Here is a 16,850-nt window from a genome sequence, read left to right on the forward strand (position 1 = left end):
GGGCCATTTCGCGCCCGGCATCGGCCGAGGAGCTCACCACGGGCAGAAATGCGAGCTCGCAGGTCCTGTCCTGGATCCCCCGACGTCGCGGTCGCACACGACCTCGCCCGCCCGGGTCCTTGCTCGAGTTAGCCTGGGAAACAATGACGCTCTCGCGTGTGCCCCTGGTCCTGCTCGGCTGCTTCGCATCGCTCGCCGTCGTCGCCGGCTGCGGAGCCCAGCCCGCCGACCCCACCGCGAGCGACAGCGCAGCCACCGAAGAGCCCCCCAGCACCACCAGCACCACCGGCACCAGCACCCCCGCTCCCACCACCAGCACTGGCACCACCAGCGACAGCCCCGACGGCACCACCAGCAGCACCGCCGCCGATGACCCCACCACGACGACCACCACCAGCACCACCGACACCAGCGGCGGCCCCGTCGAATGTGGTGACGGCGTCGTCGGGGTCGGCGAGGAGTGCGACGACGGCAACCTCGTCGACGGAGACGGCTGCGAATCCGACTGCAAGATCGGCGACGTGCTCTGCGGCAACGGTGTGATCGACGCGGGCGAGGCTTGCGACGACGGCAACAGCGACCCCGACGACGGCTGCGGACCTGGCTGCGCCACCGAGTGCGGCTTTTTGTGCCTCGAAGGCGGCGCGCCCTGCATCCCTGGCTTTCACGCGGTCCAGTGCGCCTCTCCCGGCGCGCCCTTCGGCCAGGCGAGCCCGATCGCCAACGAATGCCAGCTCGCCACCCTCTCGGTCGCCGGTGACCACATTGCCCTGAGCCCGGGTACCACCATCGACGGCCAGCCCCGCCACCTCGACGCCATGTACACCGACCCGAGCAACGCCGTGTTCGGCTTCGCCGGCGACACCGAGGATATCGCAACGGGCAGCCGGCTCGTCGCCGTGAACACCGGCACCGGCGAGCTGACGCCCGTGGGGCAGAGCCTGGGCGCCTGGATCATGGGAGCGGCGATGAACGACGAGGGCGAGCTCTGGGTCACCGTCTTCGACACCTACGAGCGCAATCAGACCACCGAAGTCAGCATCGCCCGCATCGACCCCGACTCGGGCGAGTTCATCGCCGGCCCGACTCCGCTCACCGAGGGTGGCGAGCCCGTCACCGTGTGGTCGACCCATGTCAGCGACGTCGCCTTCCGCTTCGACGGCTCGATGTTCATCTCGGCCAACGAGCCCGGACCGCCGCCGCCCGAGCCGCTCAGCCGCTACCTCGAGGTCGACCGGGCCACCGCCACCGTGCTCTCCGCGGTCGAGGGCCCCGACGATCTCTACGCCGCCGGCATCGTCTTCGTCGGCGACGCGCAGCAGATCATCGCCATGGACATCCGCGGCGAGGACGACATCTTCATCCTCGATCTCTCGGCGCCGCCCACCTTGAACGAGACCCTGCTCTACGCCGACCCGATCCCCACCAACAGCGGGACCTCCGACCTCGCCGGCTGCTCCAAGCTCGTGCCGCAGTGAGCGAGCCCCGCCGCGCGGCGCCGTGCGACGCTGGGACGCGGCCTGCAGGCGAATCGAGCGGTCGCCGTTTCGCGCCCGGGGCTTCCCGCGTACATTGATTGCCGTGTCTGCCGAGATCGATCTCCCCGCCTATCTCGAGCGCATCGGCCACGTCGGTCCCACCGCGCCCACGCTCGCCACGCTGGCTGCCCTGGTGAAGGCCCACGCGGCCGCGATCCCGTTCGAGAACCTCGACCCGCTGATCGGCCGCACCCCGGCGCTCGATCTCGCCGGCCTCCAGCGCAAGCTCGTGCACGGCGGCCGCGGCGGCTACTGCTTCGAGCACAACCTGCTGCTCTCGCACGTCCTGCGCGCCCTCGGCTACGCGGTGCGCGGCCTCGCGGCCCGCGTCACCTGGAATCAACCCGAAGGCCACGTCGGCCCGCGCAGCCACATGCTGCTGCACGTTGTGCTCGACGGTCAGCCGCACCTCGTCGACGTCGGCTTCGGCGGCATGACCCTGACCGGCGTCTTGCGCCTCGTCGTCGACGAGGCCCAGCCGACCCCGCACGGGCCGTTCCGCCTGCGCGAGGACGGCGGCTATTTTCTCATGCAGGCGCAGGTGCGCGGCGAATGGCGCGGCCTCTACCGCTTCGATCTGGCGGAGCAGATCCAGCCCGACTACGAGGTCTCCAACTACTTCCTGTCCACCCACCCGGCCTCGCACTTTCGCACCGGCCTGATGGCCGCGCGCACCCTGCCCGACCGCCAGCTCGCCCTCGCCGACCGCCGATTCGCGATCCACCACCTCGGCGGCGACACCGAGCGCCACGTGCTCGACAGCACCGACGCGCTGCGCCGCGTCCTCGCCCACGAGTTCGAGATCGCCGTGCCCGCCGACCCCGAGCTGACCGCGGCCCTCGACTGCCTGCAGCGGTGAATGACTCTCGGGACATGTCTAAACAGGCATGTCCCGAGAGACACCTCCTTGACCCGGCGCCGCGCTTGGCCCGCGGAGCCGCGGAGCTCAGGTCCCGGCCAGGGTGCGGATGTGCTGCACGAGCGCGGGGTACGCGGCGGCCGCGGCCTGCAGCGTCTCCTGGGCGGTGCCGAAGCTGCGGCCCGGATCGAGCGTGCGCACCCACGCCTGCATCGGCGCCGAGGCCTCGAAGGGATCGCGCAATTCGCCGTTGTCACCGACGCCGATCGGCTCGACCCCGCAGGCGATGAGCCAGGCGAAATCGATCAGGTCGCGGCCGAGCACCGCCACCTCGCCGTCGCGGCCGAGCTTGACGACAGGGGCATGGTCGCCATCGAGTTCGCCCACCAGGTGCAGCGCATACTGACCGCCGGCGCCGTCCTGCACGAAGGTGAAGAACTCCTCGTCGGCGGCAGGATTGCGCATCCAGTGCGACGGCCGGTACTCCTGATTGTACTGCTCGTAGAACTCGAGGTCGCTCACGGTGCAGCGCCCGTTCATGACCCAGTCAGAGAGCTGTTCGACGAGAGAGGGAAACGCCTTCATGCCTACCCGATAGCACGGCGCCGCGCCGTCGTGGCGAAAATCACCCGCGGCGCGGCGACCCACGGCAACCTCGGCGAAACTCGCCGACGAACGATCGCGGCGCCGCGGTTTCGCCAGGGCGCGAATGTCCGGAGTCGCAGGCTCACAAACCGATCGCGGCCGGAGCGGGCATCCTGTCCTTCATACGTCGCGCCGGACATCCCGGCGCCTGAGGAATAACCATGCCTAAAGACTCGAACCCGACCACGAATTGCAATGTCCACACCTTCAACCCGTACGACGGCGAGCAGCTCCGCGACCCGCACGCGATGTTCGCCGAGATGCGCCGCGATCGGCCGGTGTTCTGGAGCCCCGAGCTCGGGATGTGGGTCGTCAGCCGTCACGGCGACATCTGCAGCGTCCTCCGCGACCCGGCCCGCTTCTCCTCGCAGGACGCCTTCGCTATCGGCGCCGACCTGACCCCCGAGGCCACGGCGCTGCTGGCCACCGGTCACCCGCACACGCGCACGCCGATCGACAGCGACGGGCCTGAGCACGCCCGCCTGCGGCGGATCGTCGGCAGCGCGCTGAACGGCAAGATGGTCGAGCGGTGGGGTCCGCGGATCCGCGAGCTCGCGCGCGAGCTGCTCGACGGCTTCGCAGACGCCGGTCGGGTCGACATCGCCGCCGAATTCGCGGAGCCGTTCCCGTTGCGGGTGATCCTCGACATGCTCGGCGTGCCGCTGGCCGACCTGCCGCAGATCAAGCGGTGGAGCGACGACTGGTTCGAGCTGATCTTCGCCCGCGTGCCGCCCGCGCAGCACGTCGCGCGCGTCGAGAGCTACCTCGAGTTCCAGCGCTATTGCGAGCGCATGATCGCCGCGCGCGAGGCGAACCCGGGCGAGGATGCCATGAGCGAGATGCTGCGGGCGGGGCGCGAGGAATCCGTGCCGCCGTCGCGCGCCGAGCTGATCTCGCTGATCGCCGGGGCCTTCATCGCCGCCGGCCACGAGACGAGCAGCCGCATGCTCAGCAACACCATGCGCGTGCTGCTGACCACGCCCGGCGCGTGGGCGGCGATCGTCGCCGACCCGACCCGGATCGCCCGCGATCTCGAGGAGGCGCTGCGTTTCGAGAGCACGGCGCTCGGCATGGTCCGCGTCGCCACCGCGGAGGTCGTGGTCGGCGGTCAGACCATCCCCGCCGGCGCCCGCCTGTACCTGCTGTACGCCTCCGGCAGCCGCGACGAAGCCCAGTTCCGCTGCCCGGCGAGCTTCGACCCGGCGCGGGCCAACGTCATGGACCACCTCGGCTTCGGCCGCGGCGCGCACTACTGCGTCGGCGCCCTGCTGGCGCGCGCGGAGGCCCGGATCGCGCTCGAGCTGTTCGCCGAGCGCCTGCCCGGGCTGCGCCTCGCGGCCGAGCCGGACCCGGTCCATCGCTCGCACACGACGATCCGCGGCCCGGTGTCGATGTGGGTCGAGTGGGACGTCGCCTGATTGTCTCCAAGGACATGTTCGAATGAACATGTCCTGAGAGACTCCTCGGCACCGCGGCGCCCTCAGCCGCGGTGCAGGCGGAACCCCTGCTGCCCTGCCTGCTCGAGCCCAGCTCTCAGCGTCATCGAAGGGATCTCGTAGTCCCCGCCGTTCTGCTGGCGGTACGCGATCGGCGGTTCGACGAACAGCCCGCGCATGCGGCGGTCGAGCTCGGCCCCCACCGCCGCGAAGCGGGCCGCGTCCATCCGCCCCGCGCGGTAGACCACGAACGGGTCCATCACCGCGAACCCGGGGTAGAACAGGATCCCGTGCTGGATCGGGAACAGCAGGTCGTCGATCGGCCCGTTGATCCCGCGCTCTTGATAATGCTCCTCCCAGCCGCCGGTCGTGACCACCAGCATCGCTCGCTTGCCCGCGAACACCCCCTCGCCGTAGCGGTCGCCCCAGCGCCGGTCCGAGTGCTCGCCGCGGCCGTAGGCGAACCCGTGCGCGTACACCCGGTCGACCCAGCCCTTGAGGATCGCCGGCATCGAGAACCACCACAGCGGGAATTGCAGGATCACCGCATCGGCCCACAGCAGGCGCCGCTGCTCCTCCGCCACCTCGGCCGGCTGCGTGCCCTCGGCGAACGCGCGGTGCGACGCCGCGACGACGTCGAGCTGCTCGCCGGGCTCGCCCGGGAAATCGGCGCCGTCGAGGCTCGCCTTCCAGCCCTGCGCGTGGAGGTCGGACACGATCACCGCGTGCCCCTCCGCGGTCAGCGTCGCGACCATGCGATCGCGCAGCGAGGCGTTCAGCGAGCGCGGCCCGGGGTGGGCGTAGACGACGAGGATCTTCACGGCAGGGTCCTTTCGCCAGGCGGTTCCGCCGGGCCCGCGAACGCTACGCCGGGCCCCCGCCGCGTTGAAATCGTAGTTCTTGTGTGCTGGTATCACCGCCGTGGATAGCAGCCGCCTCGACCTCAACCTGCTCGTCGCGCTCGACGCCCTGCTCGCCGAACGCAACGTGACGAAGGCCGCCCGGCGCCTGGGCCTCAGCCAGCCCGCCTTGTCGGCCCAGCTCCAGCGGCTGCGCGACCTGCTCGGCGACCCGCTGTTGCTGCCAGCGCAGCGCGGCATGACCCCGACCGCGCGCGCGCTCGAGCTGCAGGCGCCGCTTCACGACGCGCTCGACGGCGTGCGCGCCGTGCTCACCGCCGGCGCCGGCTTCGACCCCGCCACCGCCGCCCTGACGGTCGCCATCGCCGCCTCCGACTATGTGCAATACGCCCTGCTCATGCCGCTCGCCCTCCAGCTCCGCCGCGAGGCCCCCGGCGTGCGGCTGGCCTGGCGGGCCCTCGACGCCGCCCAGCTCGCCGCCCAGGCCGAGCGCGGCGACGTCGACCTCGCCTTCCTCACCCCCGAGACCGCGCCCGAGCAGCTGCGCAGCCGCAAGGTCCTCGACGAGCGCTACGTCGTCATCGTCCGCCGCGACCACCCGCACGTGTCCGGCCCTATCGATCTCGACGGGCTGTGCGCGCTCGACCACGTCGTCGTCAGCCCGCGCGGCGGCGGCTTCGCGGGCCCCACCGACGCTGCCCTCGCCAGCCACGGCCGCGAGCGCCGCGTGGTCCTCTCGGTGCCCTCGTTCCTCATGGTCCCCGAGCTGGTGGCCCGCTCCGACCTCGCCGCCCTGGTCCCCGAACGCATCGCCCGCGACCGCGCCGACCGCCTGCAATTGCTCGAGCCCCCGATCGCCGTCCCCGGCTTCGCAATCGCCATGGTCTGGCACCGCCGCGCCGCCAAGCACCCGGCCCTCACCTGGCTGCGCGAGCGCGTGCGCGCGTTCGCCAGAGGCGCCTGATCATCGAGACATGCCCGAGAGGCCATGTCTGAAAGTTTATCTCGTGATTCAATCCATCATCGACAGTGGGACGCCGACCGGCAGCGAGTAGTGGACGTGGACGATGTGCCAGTCGGCTCCGTCCTTCTCCAGCACCGCGGTGAGGCGCACGCGGGCGAACCGATCCCTCGTATATGCCCGCTGTTTGGAGATCCGCGGCGTTCCGCGTATTGGGGGCTTTTCCGAGGGATCGCGTCCCGATTTTGTCGCGAATTTGGCTGTTTTCGAGACGGCGCCTCGAATTCGGGCTCGCAGGTGGGTCTAGCGCCGCCGAGCTCGAAAGGCTGCGCGGCCTTAACGCCGCGCTCGAGCGCCTCCGGGCGGAAGATGAAGCCGAGCCCGCCGAGCTGTCCGCCCGGAAGGACTGGAGTTTCGGCCGCAAGCTCCTGTTCGGCGTGTCGTGTGTCGCTGCGGGCGCGGGTGCTGCGGCCATCGTCATGCAGTCTCGGGGCCGCTCGTAACGCGCGACTCTGCGACCCACCTCATGCGGCAGGCCCAAAGCTGCAGCAGGTCGCAGCCAGGTCTACCAGCATCTGGAAGCTGTCGAGATCCGTCAGCTTCGCGCAGATCGCTTCGGATGCGCACGTCCCGGTCGTGCTGCCGTCTTCGATGCAAGTACAGGTCTCCGTGTCGCACTGCATCGCCTGCGGCGGCTCGCCGATGCACTCGAAATCGATCGAGCAGGCGCTGCCGTCGACGTTCCCGCTCGCTTCGTGGTCGCAGGCGTTCTCGCCAGTGCAGATCTTGACCTCCTGCGCGACGGCTTCGGAACAGGGCCCCGGATCGTCCTCGTTGAAGAAGACCGAGATGTCGTCGCAGCTCATGCTGGCGAAGCACATGTGGCGGGCATCGGTGGCCGCCACACACGCCGGCGTCTCGTCCTCGTCTCCGCAGAACTCCGCGATGCATTCCGTGACGATGACCATGGGAAAGCAAGCAGTGGCGGCAGCGCAGAAGGACGCGCAGGCATCCTGGTCGCCGGTATCGCCGGAGCTCACTGCCGTATCGGTCGTGGGCTCGACCGCACCGGTGGTGCTCTCCAAGCTCGTACTCCCGGGCTCCGTGGTGCTCGTGGTGACGCCGGAGGTGCCCTCGGTGCCGCCGCTCGATCCGCTGCCTGCATCGCCGCAGGCGCCGGCCGCGATGGCGGCCCAAAGGAGGTATCCGGCCCCCGTGCCCTGGGGTCGACATTTCCTATTCAGTGCTCTGTTTTTGGCTCGTTGCATCGATGGCGCGTGAACCCGACCGCGTCTCGCCCTATTCCTCTCGACAGGCGTCGCGGCTCCTGGGGCACTCGAGCGAAAGTCATGAAGGCTCGACCGTACACGGCGACCCATCGACGGAGAAGAGGGTGCTGGCTTGCGCCTCCAACCACGTCCACAAATTCTTGCCCCCGAGCATGACGTCGGAGTTGCGGAGCTCCGCCTCCTCGATCTCACCGTCCGCATTCGCATCGCTCGCCGCGAAGGGATCGAAGACGAGTTCTTCATCGCCGAACAACCTATCGCCGCGCACGCTGATCGTGACTTGCGGCTCCTCGTCCGCGAAGCTGGTCTGGGAGATACAGTCCCTGTATGCGTTTCCGGCGGTCAGGCCCCAGGAGAAGTCTTTGGTCTCTCCGCCGCGCTGCGCCGTACCCTCCACGTAGACCGAGTACGAGCCGGCACGCATCCGTTCGACGTCCGACTCGTCGACATTGCCGGCTACCGGGTCGGCAGCCGGAGCGATGGTGAACCCAATGCCGCGGATCAGCGCGTGAGGGCGCTCGCTCGTCCGCTGGGCGCTGCCGAGGACGAAACCCTCACCTGCCTCCATCAGGTCGACGATTTGGTACTGCGGCGAAGTGTCGTCGAGTGGCGATCCCTCCAGCATCACGTCGCCGATCGAGACCTGCAGCTCGGAGAAGGTGATGACCCAACCATCCTTGACCGTGCTCGGATGGGTTCCGTCTTCGACGAATGACGCGTCCGCGAGCGACACGGTAATGTCGCGCTCCACCGGGTCTTCGCCGGCGGCACAAGCGCTCGAGAGCAAGAGGGAGAGAGAGACGTGGAGACGGAGTATCGCGGGGTTCCAGGAGCCGAACACCAGGCCAGCAACCATAGCGGTGGATGCCTTATTCCACACGTTCGCAGCGGATCCCCTGCAGCAGTTCGTCCACAGTGGAGCCTGCTTCGGCGGCGAGCTCCTGCGGCCCGGCCCCCCAGGCGGCCAGCAGATATGCGTCGTCGGCCACCGCCGGCTCGCTGGCGTGCCGGATCGTCGTCACCGCGACCGGCGACTCGTGGGCGAGCGGGTGACGGCGCAAGAAGCCGCGCATCGATCGGCCCGGCCGACCTCGACGAACACGCGCGACGGGTCGGCGAGCAACGTGCCGAGCGCGGCCGTCAGGGTGACGGTGCCGCACAGGTGATCGGCCCAGTAAGACGGATCGGTCGCCTCGGCGTCGGTCAGCCAGGTGCCGGTCACGCACGACAGCACCGGCAGGCCCGGCGGTCGCCGCTGGACCGCCGCGACTCTGGCCAGATAGGCCTCGCGGATCGGCGCCATCATCGGCGAGTGATACGCCTGGGTCACCGCCAGCCGCGTCGCCTCGAACCGCGCGCCAGCAGCCGCGCCTCGACGTCAGCGACGGCCTCGACCGGCCCCGAGAGCACCGTGCAACCCGGCGCCTCGGTCGCTACCGATACGGTCGCCGGCAGCAGCGGCTCGCTCTCGGCCCGGCCGCGCAGGCGATGCCGTCGAGGATGATGTGATGGAACAGGATGAAGATCGTCGGCGCCGCGCCCTCCGCCGAGAACGCCAGCACGCGCCACAGCGGCCCGCGCTCGAGGTCGAAGCCGTCGCGCGGGCGCAGCTCCGCGGCCGCCCGGGCCTGCGCCTCGCGCCGCGACGGCTCGACTTGGGTATGATCATAGGACGTCAGATCGACCGCCGGCTCGGCGGCGATCCGGCGCCGCGGACCGGGCGCGTCCATGACGAAGGTGGTGCGCAAGATCGGTTGGCGCCGCGCCACCTCCTCGAGGGCCGCCCGCCAAGCGGCCATCGTCGACCTCGGAGCGCCGCGTCACGACTGCATCATCGTCCACGCGTCGCTGCTGCCGCGCTGGCGCGGGGCAGCGCCGATCCAGTGCGCGGCGCTGGCAGGAGCGCCGCTCCCAAGCGGGCCTGCTCGAGCGCGCCCCGACGCCCTGCCTCTCATGCTGCGAGAGCACCGAACAAACATGACCCATCGAACATGTCCTAAGGTTTACGCACACGAATGCACCGTCTGCGCTCGCGGGGCCGGCGAGCGCCATCGACCGGCCCGGTATCGCGCCTCTTGCTCGCCCGCTTGCCAGCGCTCCCGTCCGCGTGAAACTGTGGCGCCGACAAGGAAGCAGCGCATGCGCAATTCTCGGCCGGCCTCTCACAGTTCATGGCTCGTCACCCTGGCCCTCGCGGTCGGCCCGCAGCTCGGATGCGGCGACGACGGACGCCCGCAGGGTCAGACCTCGGCCGGCGGCGCCACGACCACCAGCCCCACGACCACCACCACCGGCGGCAGCACGACCTCGGGGCCGACCACCGCGCCCACCACCTCGACCGGCGCCAGCGCCAGCGAGGGCACCGGCGTCACCGCCACCGGCGGCGTCCAGTTCGACGTCGGCAACGGTGACGACACCGACAGCGGCACCACCGGCGCCCCCAACCTTTGCAAGGTCGCGGTCGACGGCGACGCCGGCAATTGCCGCACCAAGGCCCCGCCCGACGCCTTCAGCCCCGAGGTCCAGTGGAGCTGGCCCGGCGTCGGCGAGGACGTGTTCAGCGGCGTCTCCCCGCTGGTCGCCAACCTCACCGACGACAACGGCGACGGGCAGATCGACCTGTGCGACATCCCCGACATCGTCGTCGTCGCCGGCCCGGGCGACGGCGTCGAGCCCGACACCGGCCACATTTACGTCCTCGACGGCGCCACCGGGGCCCTTCACTACACCATCCCCGACCCCGTCTATGGCTATTCCAGCCCCGCCCTCGGCGACATCGACGGCGACGGCGTCCCCGAGCTCCTCGTCTTCGCCCACGGCGACGTCGTCCGCGCATACGAGCACGACGGCACCCCCAAGTGGACCTCCGCCCCCGTCAGCGCCGCCGCCACCCGCGGCGCCGTCGCCATCGCCGACCTCGACGCCGACGGCAGCCCCGAGATCCTCTACTCCGACTCCGTCCTGAGCGCCGGCGGCGAGGTGCTCTGGAGCGTGCTCGACGGCGCGTGGAGCTACGCCACCCCGACCGCCGCCGACCTCGACGACGACGGCCTGCTCGAGGTCGTCTATGGTCATAGCGCCTACCGCCACGACGGCACCCCCTATTATACCAACGACGCCGTGCCCGTCGCCTCCCTCCCGCACGTCGCCGACCTCGACGAAGACGGCCTGCCCGAGATCCTCCTGTCCACCGGCAATGGCCTCACCGTGCTCGAGCACGACGGCTCCACCAAGCCCGGCCACCTCGACATGCGGCTCACCGGCGCCAACCCCGATCACGTCTTCATCTGGCTGCGCCCCGCCGCCATCCACGACTTCGACGGCGACGACCTGCCCGAGTTCTCGCACAGCTCCGCCGCCCAGTACGCCATCTACGACACCAACCCGGCCGCCATCCAGTGGCAGGCCGCCGTCCTCGACCAGAGCGGCGCCGCCGGCGGCACCGCCTTCGACTTCATCGCCGCCGGCGCCGCCCAGGCCATGTACGCCGACGAATACAGCCTGTTCGTGTTCGACGGCGCCGGCGCCCCCCTGCTCGAGGTCCCCCACACCAGCCTCACGTACATCGAATTCCCGGTGGTCGCGGACGTCGACAACGACGGCTCCGCCGAGATCGTCGTCGTCTCCAACCAAAGCATCCAGGGCCCGCCCTCGCCCACCGTCCAGGTCATCCGCGACGTCGAGGACCGGTGGATCCAGGCGCGACGGATCTGGAATCAACACACGTATCACGTCACGAACGTCCGCGAAGACGGCACCATCCCCGCCGTCGAACCGAAGAGCTGGCAATTGCTCAACACGTTCCGCACCCAGGCGCAGATCGAAGGCGGGGCGGTCTGCGATCCGCCGGGGTGAAGCGCCGCCCGCCGCGACGGCTACGTCGAGGCGCGATCCTGAGCGCACACCCGAGCGGGAGGCGGACACGTACGCGCCCGGCGACGTCGCTCACCGGGAAGCGAACGCGCTCGAGTGCTTCACGCGCGCAGGCATGCCACGGGTAGGGCGGATCGTCGGGAGCTGAGCGCCGAACCGCTGGCGCATGCAAGCGCACCAAGCGGAGATCGAACGCGACGAGACCGCGATGCGCTTGCGAGTGCCGTCAAACGAGGCGGCATCCAGCCCCGGGTCCACTAGGCGGCCGCCTCCATGTTCGTCGCCAGGAGGCGTAGGAACTGCTCGAAGCTCGATGCGTAGAGCTCCGGCTTGTAGGAGTGGGCGCCCATCGTGACGCTGAAGACGGGGCAGTCGCCCTCGGCGTCGAGCTTCGAGATGTCGAGGAAGTACGGGTCGCCGCGGACCGCGCTCCGCGCGATGACAACCCAGTTCTTCTGCCAACCTTCCTCCCCGATGACCTGCTCCGCGATGAGCCTATCGGCGGGGATGAAGCGGACACGCTCGACCGAGGTCACGGTCTCGACGTCGACGGGATCAGCCGCCTGCAAGAACGCCCGGTAGCGCGCCGGGATCCTGAGCGCATTGCGAAGCTCGTCGACCACCGCTGGTTGCGCCTTCCCGAATCTCGTCGGGATGTTTCGTCGGGTAAAGATGTCCTTCAGCTTCGCAACCGCCTCAGCGAGATCGCTATCCATCGTGTCGCCCTTCCTTTTCGCAGCATCAATGCCTATGCCATAGCGCTCGAGATGTTCCAAGCCGCAATTTCTCGTCGAGCCCAGTGCCAGGGACGCCAATGGTCCTCGGATGAGGGTTTTGTCGCCGTCCAAGGCGCTTGCTATCGAACAGCCCGCGTAGCCAAGACGCGACGGCCGAGCGCAATTACTCACTTCGGCGCGTCGGACGACATCGGGATCGGAGCGCGATGATGGAGCTCGAGATCGCCGGGCTTCCGCTGGTCACGCTCTGGATCCACGTCACGCCGGGTGCGGTGCCGGTTGTGTCCGCGCTGCTCGAGCTGCAGCACTTGCGCGTCGGGACGTGCGAACTGACCGACATCGAACCGCTCGCGCCGCTCGCCGAGCTCAAGAGCCTCGCAATCACCGACGACGCGATCGTCGACCTCGGCCCGCTTGCTGGTAAGACCGAGCTCGCGGAGCTCGACGCCGCCTACAACGCGATCGCCTCGCTTGCGCCGCTCGCCGGCCTGCCGCTGCAGCGACTGCAGCTGAACGACAACGAGATCTTCGACCTCGGCCCGCTGGCGACCTTGCAGGGGCTCGAGCACCTGGACGTGTCCGCCAACCCCCTCGCGCTCGGGCTCGACAGCCTGGCCGATCACCCGAGCCTGCGCACGATCTCCCTCTCCGACACCGGGCTCCAGACGCTCCCCGTCGTCGCGCCGAACACCCTCGAGATGCTCAGAGCCGCGCGCAACCACATCTCGGACCTCGGCCCTTTGAAGAGCCTTCAGGCGCCAAATACCCTGGATGTGCAAGGCAACGCGATCACGACCCTGGCGCCAATCGTTGGCGCGCCGTGGCTCGGCTACGACGACATCATCTTCGTCGCCGACGATCCCCTCGATGCCGAGACGATCGAGGTGATCATCCCGGCTCTGTGCGCCGCGGGCGTGTCCGTCCAGTAGGGAATCGCGTGGAGCGATCTATGCAATTGTAACTGCGTGTGAGCCCGCGGTGAGCCCGACGCACCGGTACAGCCCGCCGCCGCTGATGAGACGTGGTGGACGAGCCAACCGTCCGGGTCGGTCTGGCCGGCGCCGGGGGTGTGATCGCGTGCATCGGGGACGGCGAGACGACCGTGGGGGCAAAGCCCCACTCCGCGCGAAGGGGACACGTCACGAACGCTTCAGCGCTTCTTGCGTCGCCCTCGATTCGACGGGGCGGACGCCACGGGGCCGGCATCGAGTCGCAGGAGCGGCCTGACCTCGCGAGCGCTCTCGATGAGCGCCCGCACCACCGGCATGTCCGCGTCCTTCGCCCGCCAGGTGACGACGTCGGACAGCTTGATGTCGAGATCGACGACCGGACGCCACACCACCGGGGTCATCGGAGACACCAGCTCTACTGTCTTTCGGGCCAGGAACGTCACCGCGTCGCCGATCGCCACCAGCGCCAGGAGCGACTCCAGCTCGGGGACTTCGGCCATCACGGCGAGCGTGACGTCTCGCGCGCGGGCGGCGGCAAGGATGTCCGCATGGAGGCGCGGGTAGAGCTGACGCGGCTCGAGGACCACGCGCTCGCCCACCAGGTCCCGCAGCCAGATCTTCGGGCGACGTGCGAGCCGATGGTCGTGCGCGAGCGCCATGCCGAGCTGGTCGCGCGCCATCTCCATGCAGGCCAGGCCGTCGTCGGAAGGAGCTTACGACCCATAGGCGAAGGCGATCGTCCCCTCGCGGAGCGCGGCCCACTGCTCGGTGCTGCTCATCGCCAGGAGCTGGAGGCCGATGCGCGGCGCACGTCGTCGAAACGCCGCCACGAGCGAGGCCAGCGCGCCGGTGAAGGTGGCCCCCGGCTCGAAACCAATGACGGCAGTGCCGAGCCTGCCCCCGGCGACCCCTTTGGCCTCCTCGACCGCCGCGTCCACGCTCACCAGGACGCCCCTCGCCCGCTCCGCGAAGACCTTACCAGCGGCGGTGAGCTTGATGCCGCGGCCGTCAGGCTCGAAGAGCTCGACCCCCATCTCCTGCTCGAGGTCCTTCATCTGCCGGCTGAGCGGAGACTGGGACACGTGGAGCCGCTCGGCGGCCCGACGAAAGCTCTGCTCCTCGGCGATCGTCACGAAGTAGCGCAGGTGTCGGAGTTCCATGCATTCACGACCGTTGCTGCGAAGGTATCATAGAATGGCGATCAATGTCTTGGACGGCTCGGTTCCGGGGCGGTACACCGCGTCCATGAGTTCGACGATTCGCAGGCGCACCGCCGCACGGGTGCTGGTCTCCGGCGCCAGCATCTCCGGTCTCACCCTCGCCTATTGGCTCTCCCGCTACGGCTTCGATGTCACGGTGGTCGAACGCGCGCCGTATCTGCGCCCGGGCGGTCACGCGCTCGACGTGCGCGGCCCGGCCCTCGCGGTCGCAGCGCGGATGGGCATCCTCTCCACGCTCCGCGATCGGAGCACCAAGCTGACGGGCATCTCCGTGGTCGACTCGCCGGCCAGGAGCTCTTCCGCAGCACGGAGAGCACCTTGACGGGCGGCCGGCTGGACAGCCCGGATGTCGAGATCCTGCGAGACGACCTCTGCGACGTGCTTCACGAGGCCGTGGGCGGCCGGGTCGAGTACATCTTCGGCGATTCCATCGCGTCGCTGGCCCAGGACGAGTCGAGCGTCGAAGTCACGTTCGTCACCGCTGCGCCGCGCCGCTTCGAGCTGGTGATCGGCGCCGACGGGCTAGGTTCGGGGGCGCGGCGACTCGCCTTCGGCCCCGATGAGCAGTTCTTGCGGACCTTCGGCGATCTGCACATCGCGACCTTCGGCATGCCGAACTTCCTCGGCCTCGACCGATGGCAAGTCATGTACCAGCAGCCTGACTCCGTCGGCGCGCTGGTCATGGGCCTGCGCAAGGATGTCGAAGCGAGGACCTATCTCGGCTTCAGCGCGCCAGAGGGGATCGATCACGACGTCCGCGACGTCGAGGCGCAGAAGCGGCTGCTGGCCGATCGCGTCGCCGGCGCGGGCTGGGTGATCCCGCAGATCGCGGAGCACATGCTGCGCGCGACCGATTTCCATTTCTACTCGCTGAGCCAGGTCCGCATGAGCCGTTGGTCGCGCGGAAGGATCGCGCTGGTCGGCGACGCCGGCTACGCCGTCTCCCTGGGCACGGGACAGGCCACCTCGGTCGCGATGGTCGGCGCTTACGTGCTGGCCGGGGAGCTCGCCACACACAAGGATGATCTACTGGGTGGGCTCGACGCATACGAGGATAAATTGCGCGCCTATGTGATTCGCAATCAGGACATCGCGCTGGAACAGAACACGAAGCCAAACGAACCGACGAGCGAGGGTGAGACTGCTGCCCCAGGCGGCATTCCGGACTTCGGTGCGCTGACCCTGCCGTTCGCGCTCGAGAACTATTCGGATATGGCGAGATGAGCCCCGCCCGCGAGGCCGCGCGCGCTTCACCTCCACCTGGGACGGATGTCGAGAACCACGCATCGATCTCTTGGAAGTCGAATCGGCAGGGACCCCTGGGCCGCGTCACCGGCTCGAGGCCGAGTGCGACACGAACGAGGGCCGACGCGCTGGCGCGCGCTCGGGTACAGGTGAGCTACCGAGCTGAGCGTCGCACGGGTCGTCTTGAGGCGCACGCGAGCAGCGTCTCGACCAGGAAGTCGCGCGCGGGGCGGAGGACGAGCGCGTGCACGAGCGCGCTCCGGGTGTACGCGACTGCGCGCCGCACGAGCGGTCGGCCGTGCACACGCGGTGGGGGCCGGCGCACCAGTCCCCGCGGTCGAGGCGGTGGTCTATGCTGGCGCGTACCGACGCGCCGCCCGACAGCGCTCGCGTCCGCCGGAGCCCGACGATGCCAGCAAACCACCGCCTCTCCATGCCCCTCCGGGTCGCGCTCGTCGCAACCCTCGCTGCCGCCTGCTCCCCGAAGTCGGACGACCCGATCGACACCGACACGGGGACGGCGACCGACCCGGGCGCGACGACCGAACCGGGTGGAACCGCGTCGACCGAACCGGGTGCAACCATGACGACCGGCACCGGCGGCACCGAAACGGACACCGGTGAGAGCTCGAGCGAGCCGACGACGACCGACCCGACGACCGGCGGCGCGACGACTGGCGAGGACAGCGTGTGCCCGACGTACTGCGCCCAGCGAGAGGCGTGCGGCCTCCCGAACGGGGAGGACTGCGTCGGGGAGTGCGAGTCGGAGCTGGACGCGATGGCATTCGTCGGCGCCGGGTGCCGCGACGCGTACGAGGGCTACTACGCGTGCTTCACCGAGGTGACCTGCACCGAGCAGGACATGGGCGCGTGCGACGACGCGTACTGGGCGACGCGCGCCGAGGTCTGTGCGCGGCCGGCCTGCCTCGACCTGTGTGGATTCCTGGTCGATTGCGGCTCCGTGTCGGAAGACAACAAGGTCGGCTGCGCGGTCGAGTGCACCCTCGGCACCACCAGCGCCTTTGTCGACAGCGAGGCCTGCGCGCTGGCGATGGAAGACATTCTCATCTGCGAGGTCGAGACCCTGACCTGTGAACAGATCAACGAGGCCGCCAGCTGCGAGGCGGAGAAGACGGCGCAAAAAGAGATCTGCGGGGTTTGATCGGGTGACTTGCGGAGCGACACGATGGCAGCGCGACTGTCGGCTCTGCTGATGACTCCGCCGCAGCCTGGCCGC

The 16,850-nt window shown here is 69.6% G+C and carries 19 protein-coding genes and 2 pseudogenes; 10 read left to right on the forward strand and 11 right to left on the reverse strand.

All coding sequences use genetic code 11. The features are described from left to right. Positions 1–143 precede the first annotated feature (143 nt). Positions 144–1,478, forward strand: coding sequence for a DUF4215 domain-containing protein (locus POL25_RS29680; protein ID WP_272089615.1), 1,335 nt, complete (start codon positions 144–146; stop codon positions 1,476–1,478). A 103-nt stretch (positions 1,479–1,581) separates the two neighbouring features. Beyond that, a complete protein-coding gene (locus tag POL25_RS29685) occupies positions 1,582–2,397 on the forward strand; it encodes an arylamine N-acetyltransferase family protein (RefSeq protein ID WP_272089616.1) in 816 nt (271 codons plus the stop codon). An 87-nt stretch (positions 2,398–2,484) separates the two neighbouring features. On the opposite strand, the gene POL25_RS29690 is transcribed toward POL25_RS29685, so the two are convergent. Then, a complete protein-coding gene (locus POL25_RS29690) occupies positions 2,485–2,982 on the reverse strand; it encodes a hypothetical protein (RefSeq protein WP_272089617.1) in 498 nt (165 codons plus the stop codon). A gap of 221 nt (positions 2,983–3,203) precedes the next feature. On the opposite strand from POL25_RS29690, the gene POL25_RS29695 reads away from it, so the two are divergent. Next, a complete protein-coding gene (locus POL25_RS29695; protein ID WP_272089618.1) occupies positions 3,204–4,460 on the forward strand; it encodes a cytochrome P450 in 1,257 nt (418 codons plus the stop codon). Positions 4,461–4,522: 62 nt separating this feature from the next. Here the strand turns inward: POL25_RS29695 and POL25_RS29700 are convergent, their stop codons facing one another. Then, positions 4,523–5,299: an NAD(P)H-dependent oxidoreductase gene (locus POL25_RS29700; RefSeq protein ID WP_272089619.1), complete on the reverse strand. Its 777-nt coding sequence runs from the start codon at positions 5,297–5,299 to the stop codon at positions 4,523–4,525. A 100-nt stretch (positions 5,300–5,399) separates the two neighbouring features. On the opposite strand from POL25_RS29700, the gene POL25_RS29705 reads away from it, so the two are divergent. Further along, entirely contained in the window at positions 5,400–6,302 is a 903-nt protein-coding gene (locus POL25_RS29705) for a LysR family transcriptional regulator (RefSeq protein ID WP_272089620.1), read from the forward strand. A 48-nt stretch (positions 6,303–6,350) separates the two neighbouring features. Here POL25_RS29705 and POL25_RS44585 read toward each other — a convergent pair whose 3' ends face one another. The 6 genes from POL25_RS44585 to POL25_RS29735 all read right to left on the reverse strand — a co-directional run bounded on the left by POL25_RS44585 (position 6,351) and on the right by POL25_RS29735 (position 9,387). Next, a complete protein-coding gene (locus POL25_RS44585; RefSeq protein ID WP_272089621.1) occupies positions 6,351–6,452 on the reverse strand; it encodes a nuclear transport factor 2 family protein in 102 nt (33 codons plus the stop codon). A 371-nt stretch (positions 6,453–6,823) separates the two neighbouring features. Continuing rightward, positions 6,824–7,384 (reverse strand): hypothetical protein, encoded by a 561-nt coding sequence (locus POL25_RS29715; protein ID WP_272089622.1) that lies wholly within the window; start codon positions 7,382–7,384, stop codon positions 6,824–6,826. Positions 7,385–7,646: 262 nt separating this feature from the next. Next, positions 7,647–8,429 carry a hypothetical protein gene (locus POL25_RS29720; protein ID WP_272089623.1) on the reverse strand — a complete coding sequence of 261 codons (783 nt, stop codon included), beginning with the start codon at positions 8,427–8,429 and terminating at the stop codon, positions 7,647–7,649. Positions 8,430–8,457: 28 nt separating this feature from the next. After that, positions 8,458–8,610, reverse strand: coding sequence for a hypothetical protein (locus POL25_RS29725; RefSeq protein ID WP_272089624.1), 153 nt, complete (start codon positions 8,608–8,610; stop codon positions 8,458–8,460). Then, positions 8,607–8,894: an ACP S-malonyltransferase gene (locus tag POL25_RS29730; RefSeq protein ID WP_272089625.1), complete on the reverse strand. Its 288-nt coding sequence runs from the start codon at positions 8,892–8,894 to the stop codon at positions 8,607–8,609. Before POL25_RS29730 ends, POL25_RS29725 begins: the two co-directional genes overlap by 4 nt. A 127-nt stretch (positions 8,895–9,021) precedes the next feature. Beyond that, positions 9,022–9,387: a condensation domain-containing protein gene (locus POL25_RS29735; protein ID WP_272089626.1), complete on the reverse strand. Its 366-nt coding sequence runs from the start codon at positions 9,385–9,387 to the stop codon at positions 9,022–9,024. Between POL25_RS29735 and POL25_RS45035 the strand changes: the two are divergent. Beyond that, a pseudogene (locus POL25_RS45035) lies at positions 9,317–9,481 on the forward strand (formyltransferase family protein); the annotation flags it as partial. The gene POL25_RS29735 and the pseudogene POL25_RS45035 overlap by 71 nt on opposite strands. Before the next feature lie 246 nt (positions 9,482–9,727). Next, positions 9,728–11,443, forward strand: coding sequence for an FG-GAP repeat domain-containing protein (locus POL25_RS29745; RefSeq protein ID WP_272091144.1), 1,716 nt, complete (start codon positions 9,728–9,730; stop codon positions 11,441–11,443). A 275-nt stretch (positions 11,444–11,718) separates the two neighbouring features. On the opposite strand, the gene POL25_RS29750 is transcribed toward POL25_RS29745, so the two are convergent. Further along, on the reverse strand, positions 11,719–12,237 hold the full coding sequence (locus tag POL25_RS29750) for an SMI1/KNR4 family protein (RefSeq protein WP_272089627.1): 519 nt from the start codon (positions 12,235–12,237) through the stop codon (positions 11,719–11,721). Between the two features lie 170 nt (positions 12,238–12,407). Here POL25_RS29750 and POL25_RS29755 point away from each other — a divergent pair, with 170 nt between their 5' ends. Further along, positions 12,408–13,127, forward strand: a complete 720-nt coding sequence (locus tag POL25_RS29755; protein WP_272089628.1) for a leucine-rich repeat domain-containing protein — start codon at positions 12,408–12,410, stop codon at positions 13,125–13,127. A gap of 221 nt (positions 13,128–13,348) precedes the next feature. Here the strand turns inward: POL25_RS29755 and POL25_RS29760 are convergent. Both POL25_RS29760 and POL25_RS29765 read right to left on the reverse strand, forming a co-directional pair. Then, a pseudogene (locus POL25_RS29760) lies at positions 13,349–13,846 on the reverse strand (LysR substrate-binding domain-containing protein); the annotation flags it as partial. A 15-nt stretch (positions 13,847–13,861) separates the two neighbouring features. Beyond that, positions 13,862–14,308 carry a LysR family transcriptional regulator gene (locus POL25_RS29765; RefSeq protein WP_272089629.1) on the reverse strand — a complete coding sequence of 149 codons (447 nt, stop codon included), beginning with the start codon at positions 14,306–14,308 and terminating at the stop codon, positions 13,862–13,864. A 34-nt stretch (positions 14,309–14,342) separates the two neighbouring features. Between POL25_RS29765 and POL25_RS29770 the strand changes: the two genes are divergently transcribed. From POL25_RS29770 to POL25_RS29780, 3 genes are all read left to right on the forward strand, one after another. Further along, positions 14,343–14,690 (forward strand): NAD(P)-binding protein, encoded by a 348-nt coding sequence (locus tag POL25_RS29770; RefSeq protein WP_272089630.1) that lies wholly within the window; start codon positions 14,343–14,345, stop codon positions 14,688–14,690. Then, a complete protein-coding gene (locus tag POL25_RS29775) occupies positions 14,687–15,592 on the forward strand; it encodes an FAD-dependent monooxygenase (protein WP_272089631.1) in 906 nt (301 codons plus the stop codon). The genes POL25_RS29770 and POL25_RS29775 overlap by 4 nt, the downstream gene beginning before the upstream one ends. A gap of 454 nt (positions 15,593–16,046) precedes the next feature. Next, complete coding sequence (locus tag POL25_RS29780; RefSeq protein ID WP_272089632.1) at positions 16,047–16,775, forward strand: hypothetical protein; 729 nt, start codon at positions 16,047–16,049, stop codon at positions 16,773–16,775. Positions 16,776–16,850 lie beyond the last annotated feature (75 nt).

The sequence above is a fragment of the Nannocystis bainbridge genome (genome assembly GCF_028368995.1).
Taxonomy (GTDB): Bacteria; Myxococcota_A; Polyangia; order Nannocystales; family Nannocystaceae; genus Nannocystis; species Nannocystis bainbridge.

Excerpts from the sequence above, each read along its gene's own strand:
- POL25_RS29730 (WP_272089625.1), bottom strand. The coding sequence starts at position 8,894 with ATGATGGCGCCGATCCGCGAGGCCTATCTGGCCAGAGTCGCGGCGGTC.
- POL25_RS29780 (WP_272089632.1), top strand. The coding sequence starts at position 16,047 with ATGCCCCTCCGGGTCGCGCTCGTCGCAACCCTCGCTGCCGCCTGCTCC.
- POL25_RS29735 (WP_272089626.1), bottom strand. The coding sequence starts at position 9,387 with ATGGCCGCTTGGCGGGCGGCCCTCGAGGAGGTGGCGCGGCGCCAACCG.
- POL25_RS29755 (WP_272089628.1), top strand. The coding sequence starts at position 12,408 with ATGGAGCTCGAGATCGCCGGGCTTCCGCTGGTCACGCTCTGGATCCAC.
- POL25_RS29745 (WP_272091144.1), top strand. The coding sequence starts at position 9,728 with ATGCGCAATTCTCGGCCGGCCTCTCACAGTTCATGGCTCGTCACCCTG.
- POL25_RS29690 (WP_272089617.1), bottom strand. The coding sequence starts at position 2,982 with ATGAAGGCGTTTCCCTCTCTCGTCGAACAGCTCTCTGACTGGGTCATG.
- POL25_RS29695 (WP_272089618.1), top strand. The coding sequence starts at position 3,204 with ATGCCTAAAGACTCGAACCCGACCACGAATTGCAATGTCCACACCTTC.
- POL25_RS29770 (WP_272089630.1), top strand. The coding sequence starts at position 14,343 with ATGGCGATCAATGTCTTGGACGGCTCGGTTCCGGGGCGGTACACCGCG.
- POL25_RS29765 (WP_272089629.1), bottom strand. The coding sequence starts at position 14,308 with ATGGAACTCCGACACCTGCGCTACTTCGTGACGATCGCCGAGGAGCAG.
- POL25_RS29680 (WP_272089615.1), top strand. The coding sequence starts at position 144 with ATGACGCTCTCGCGTGTGCCCCTGGTCCTGCTCGGCTGCTTCGCATCG.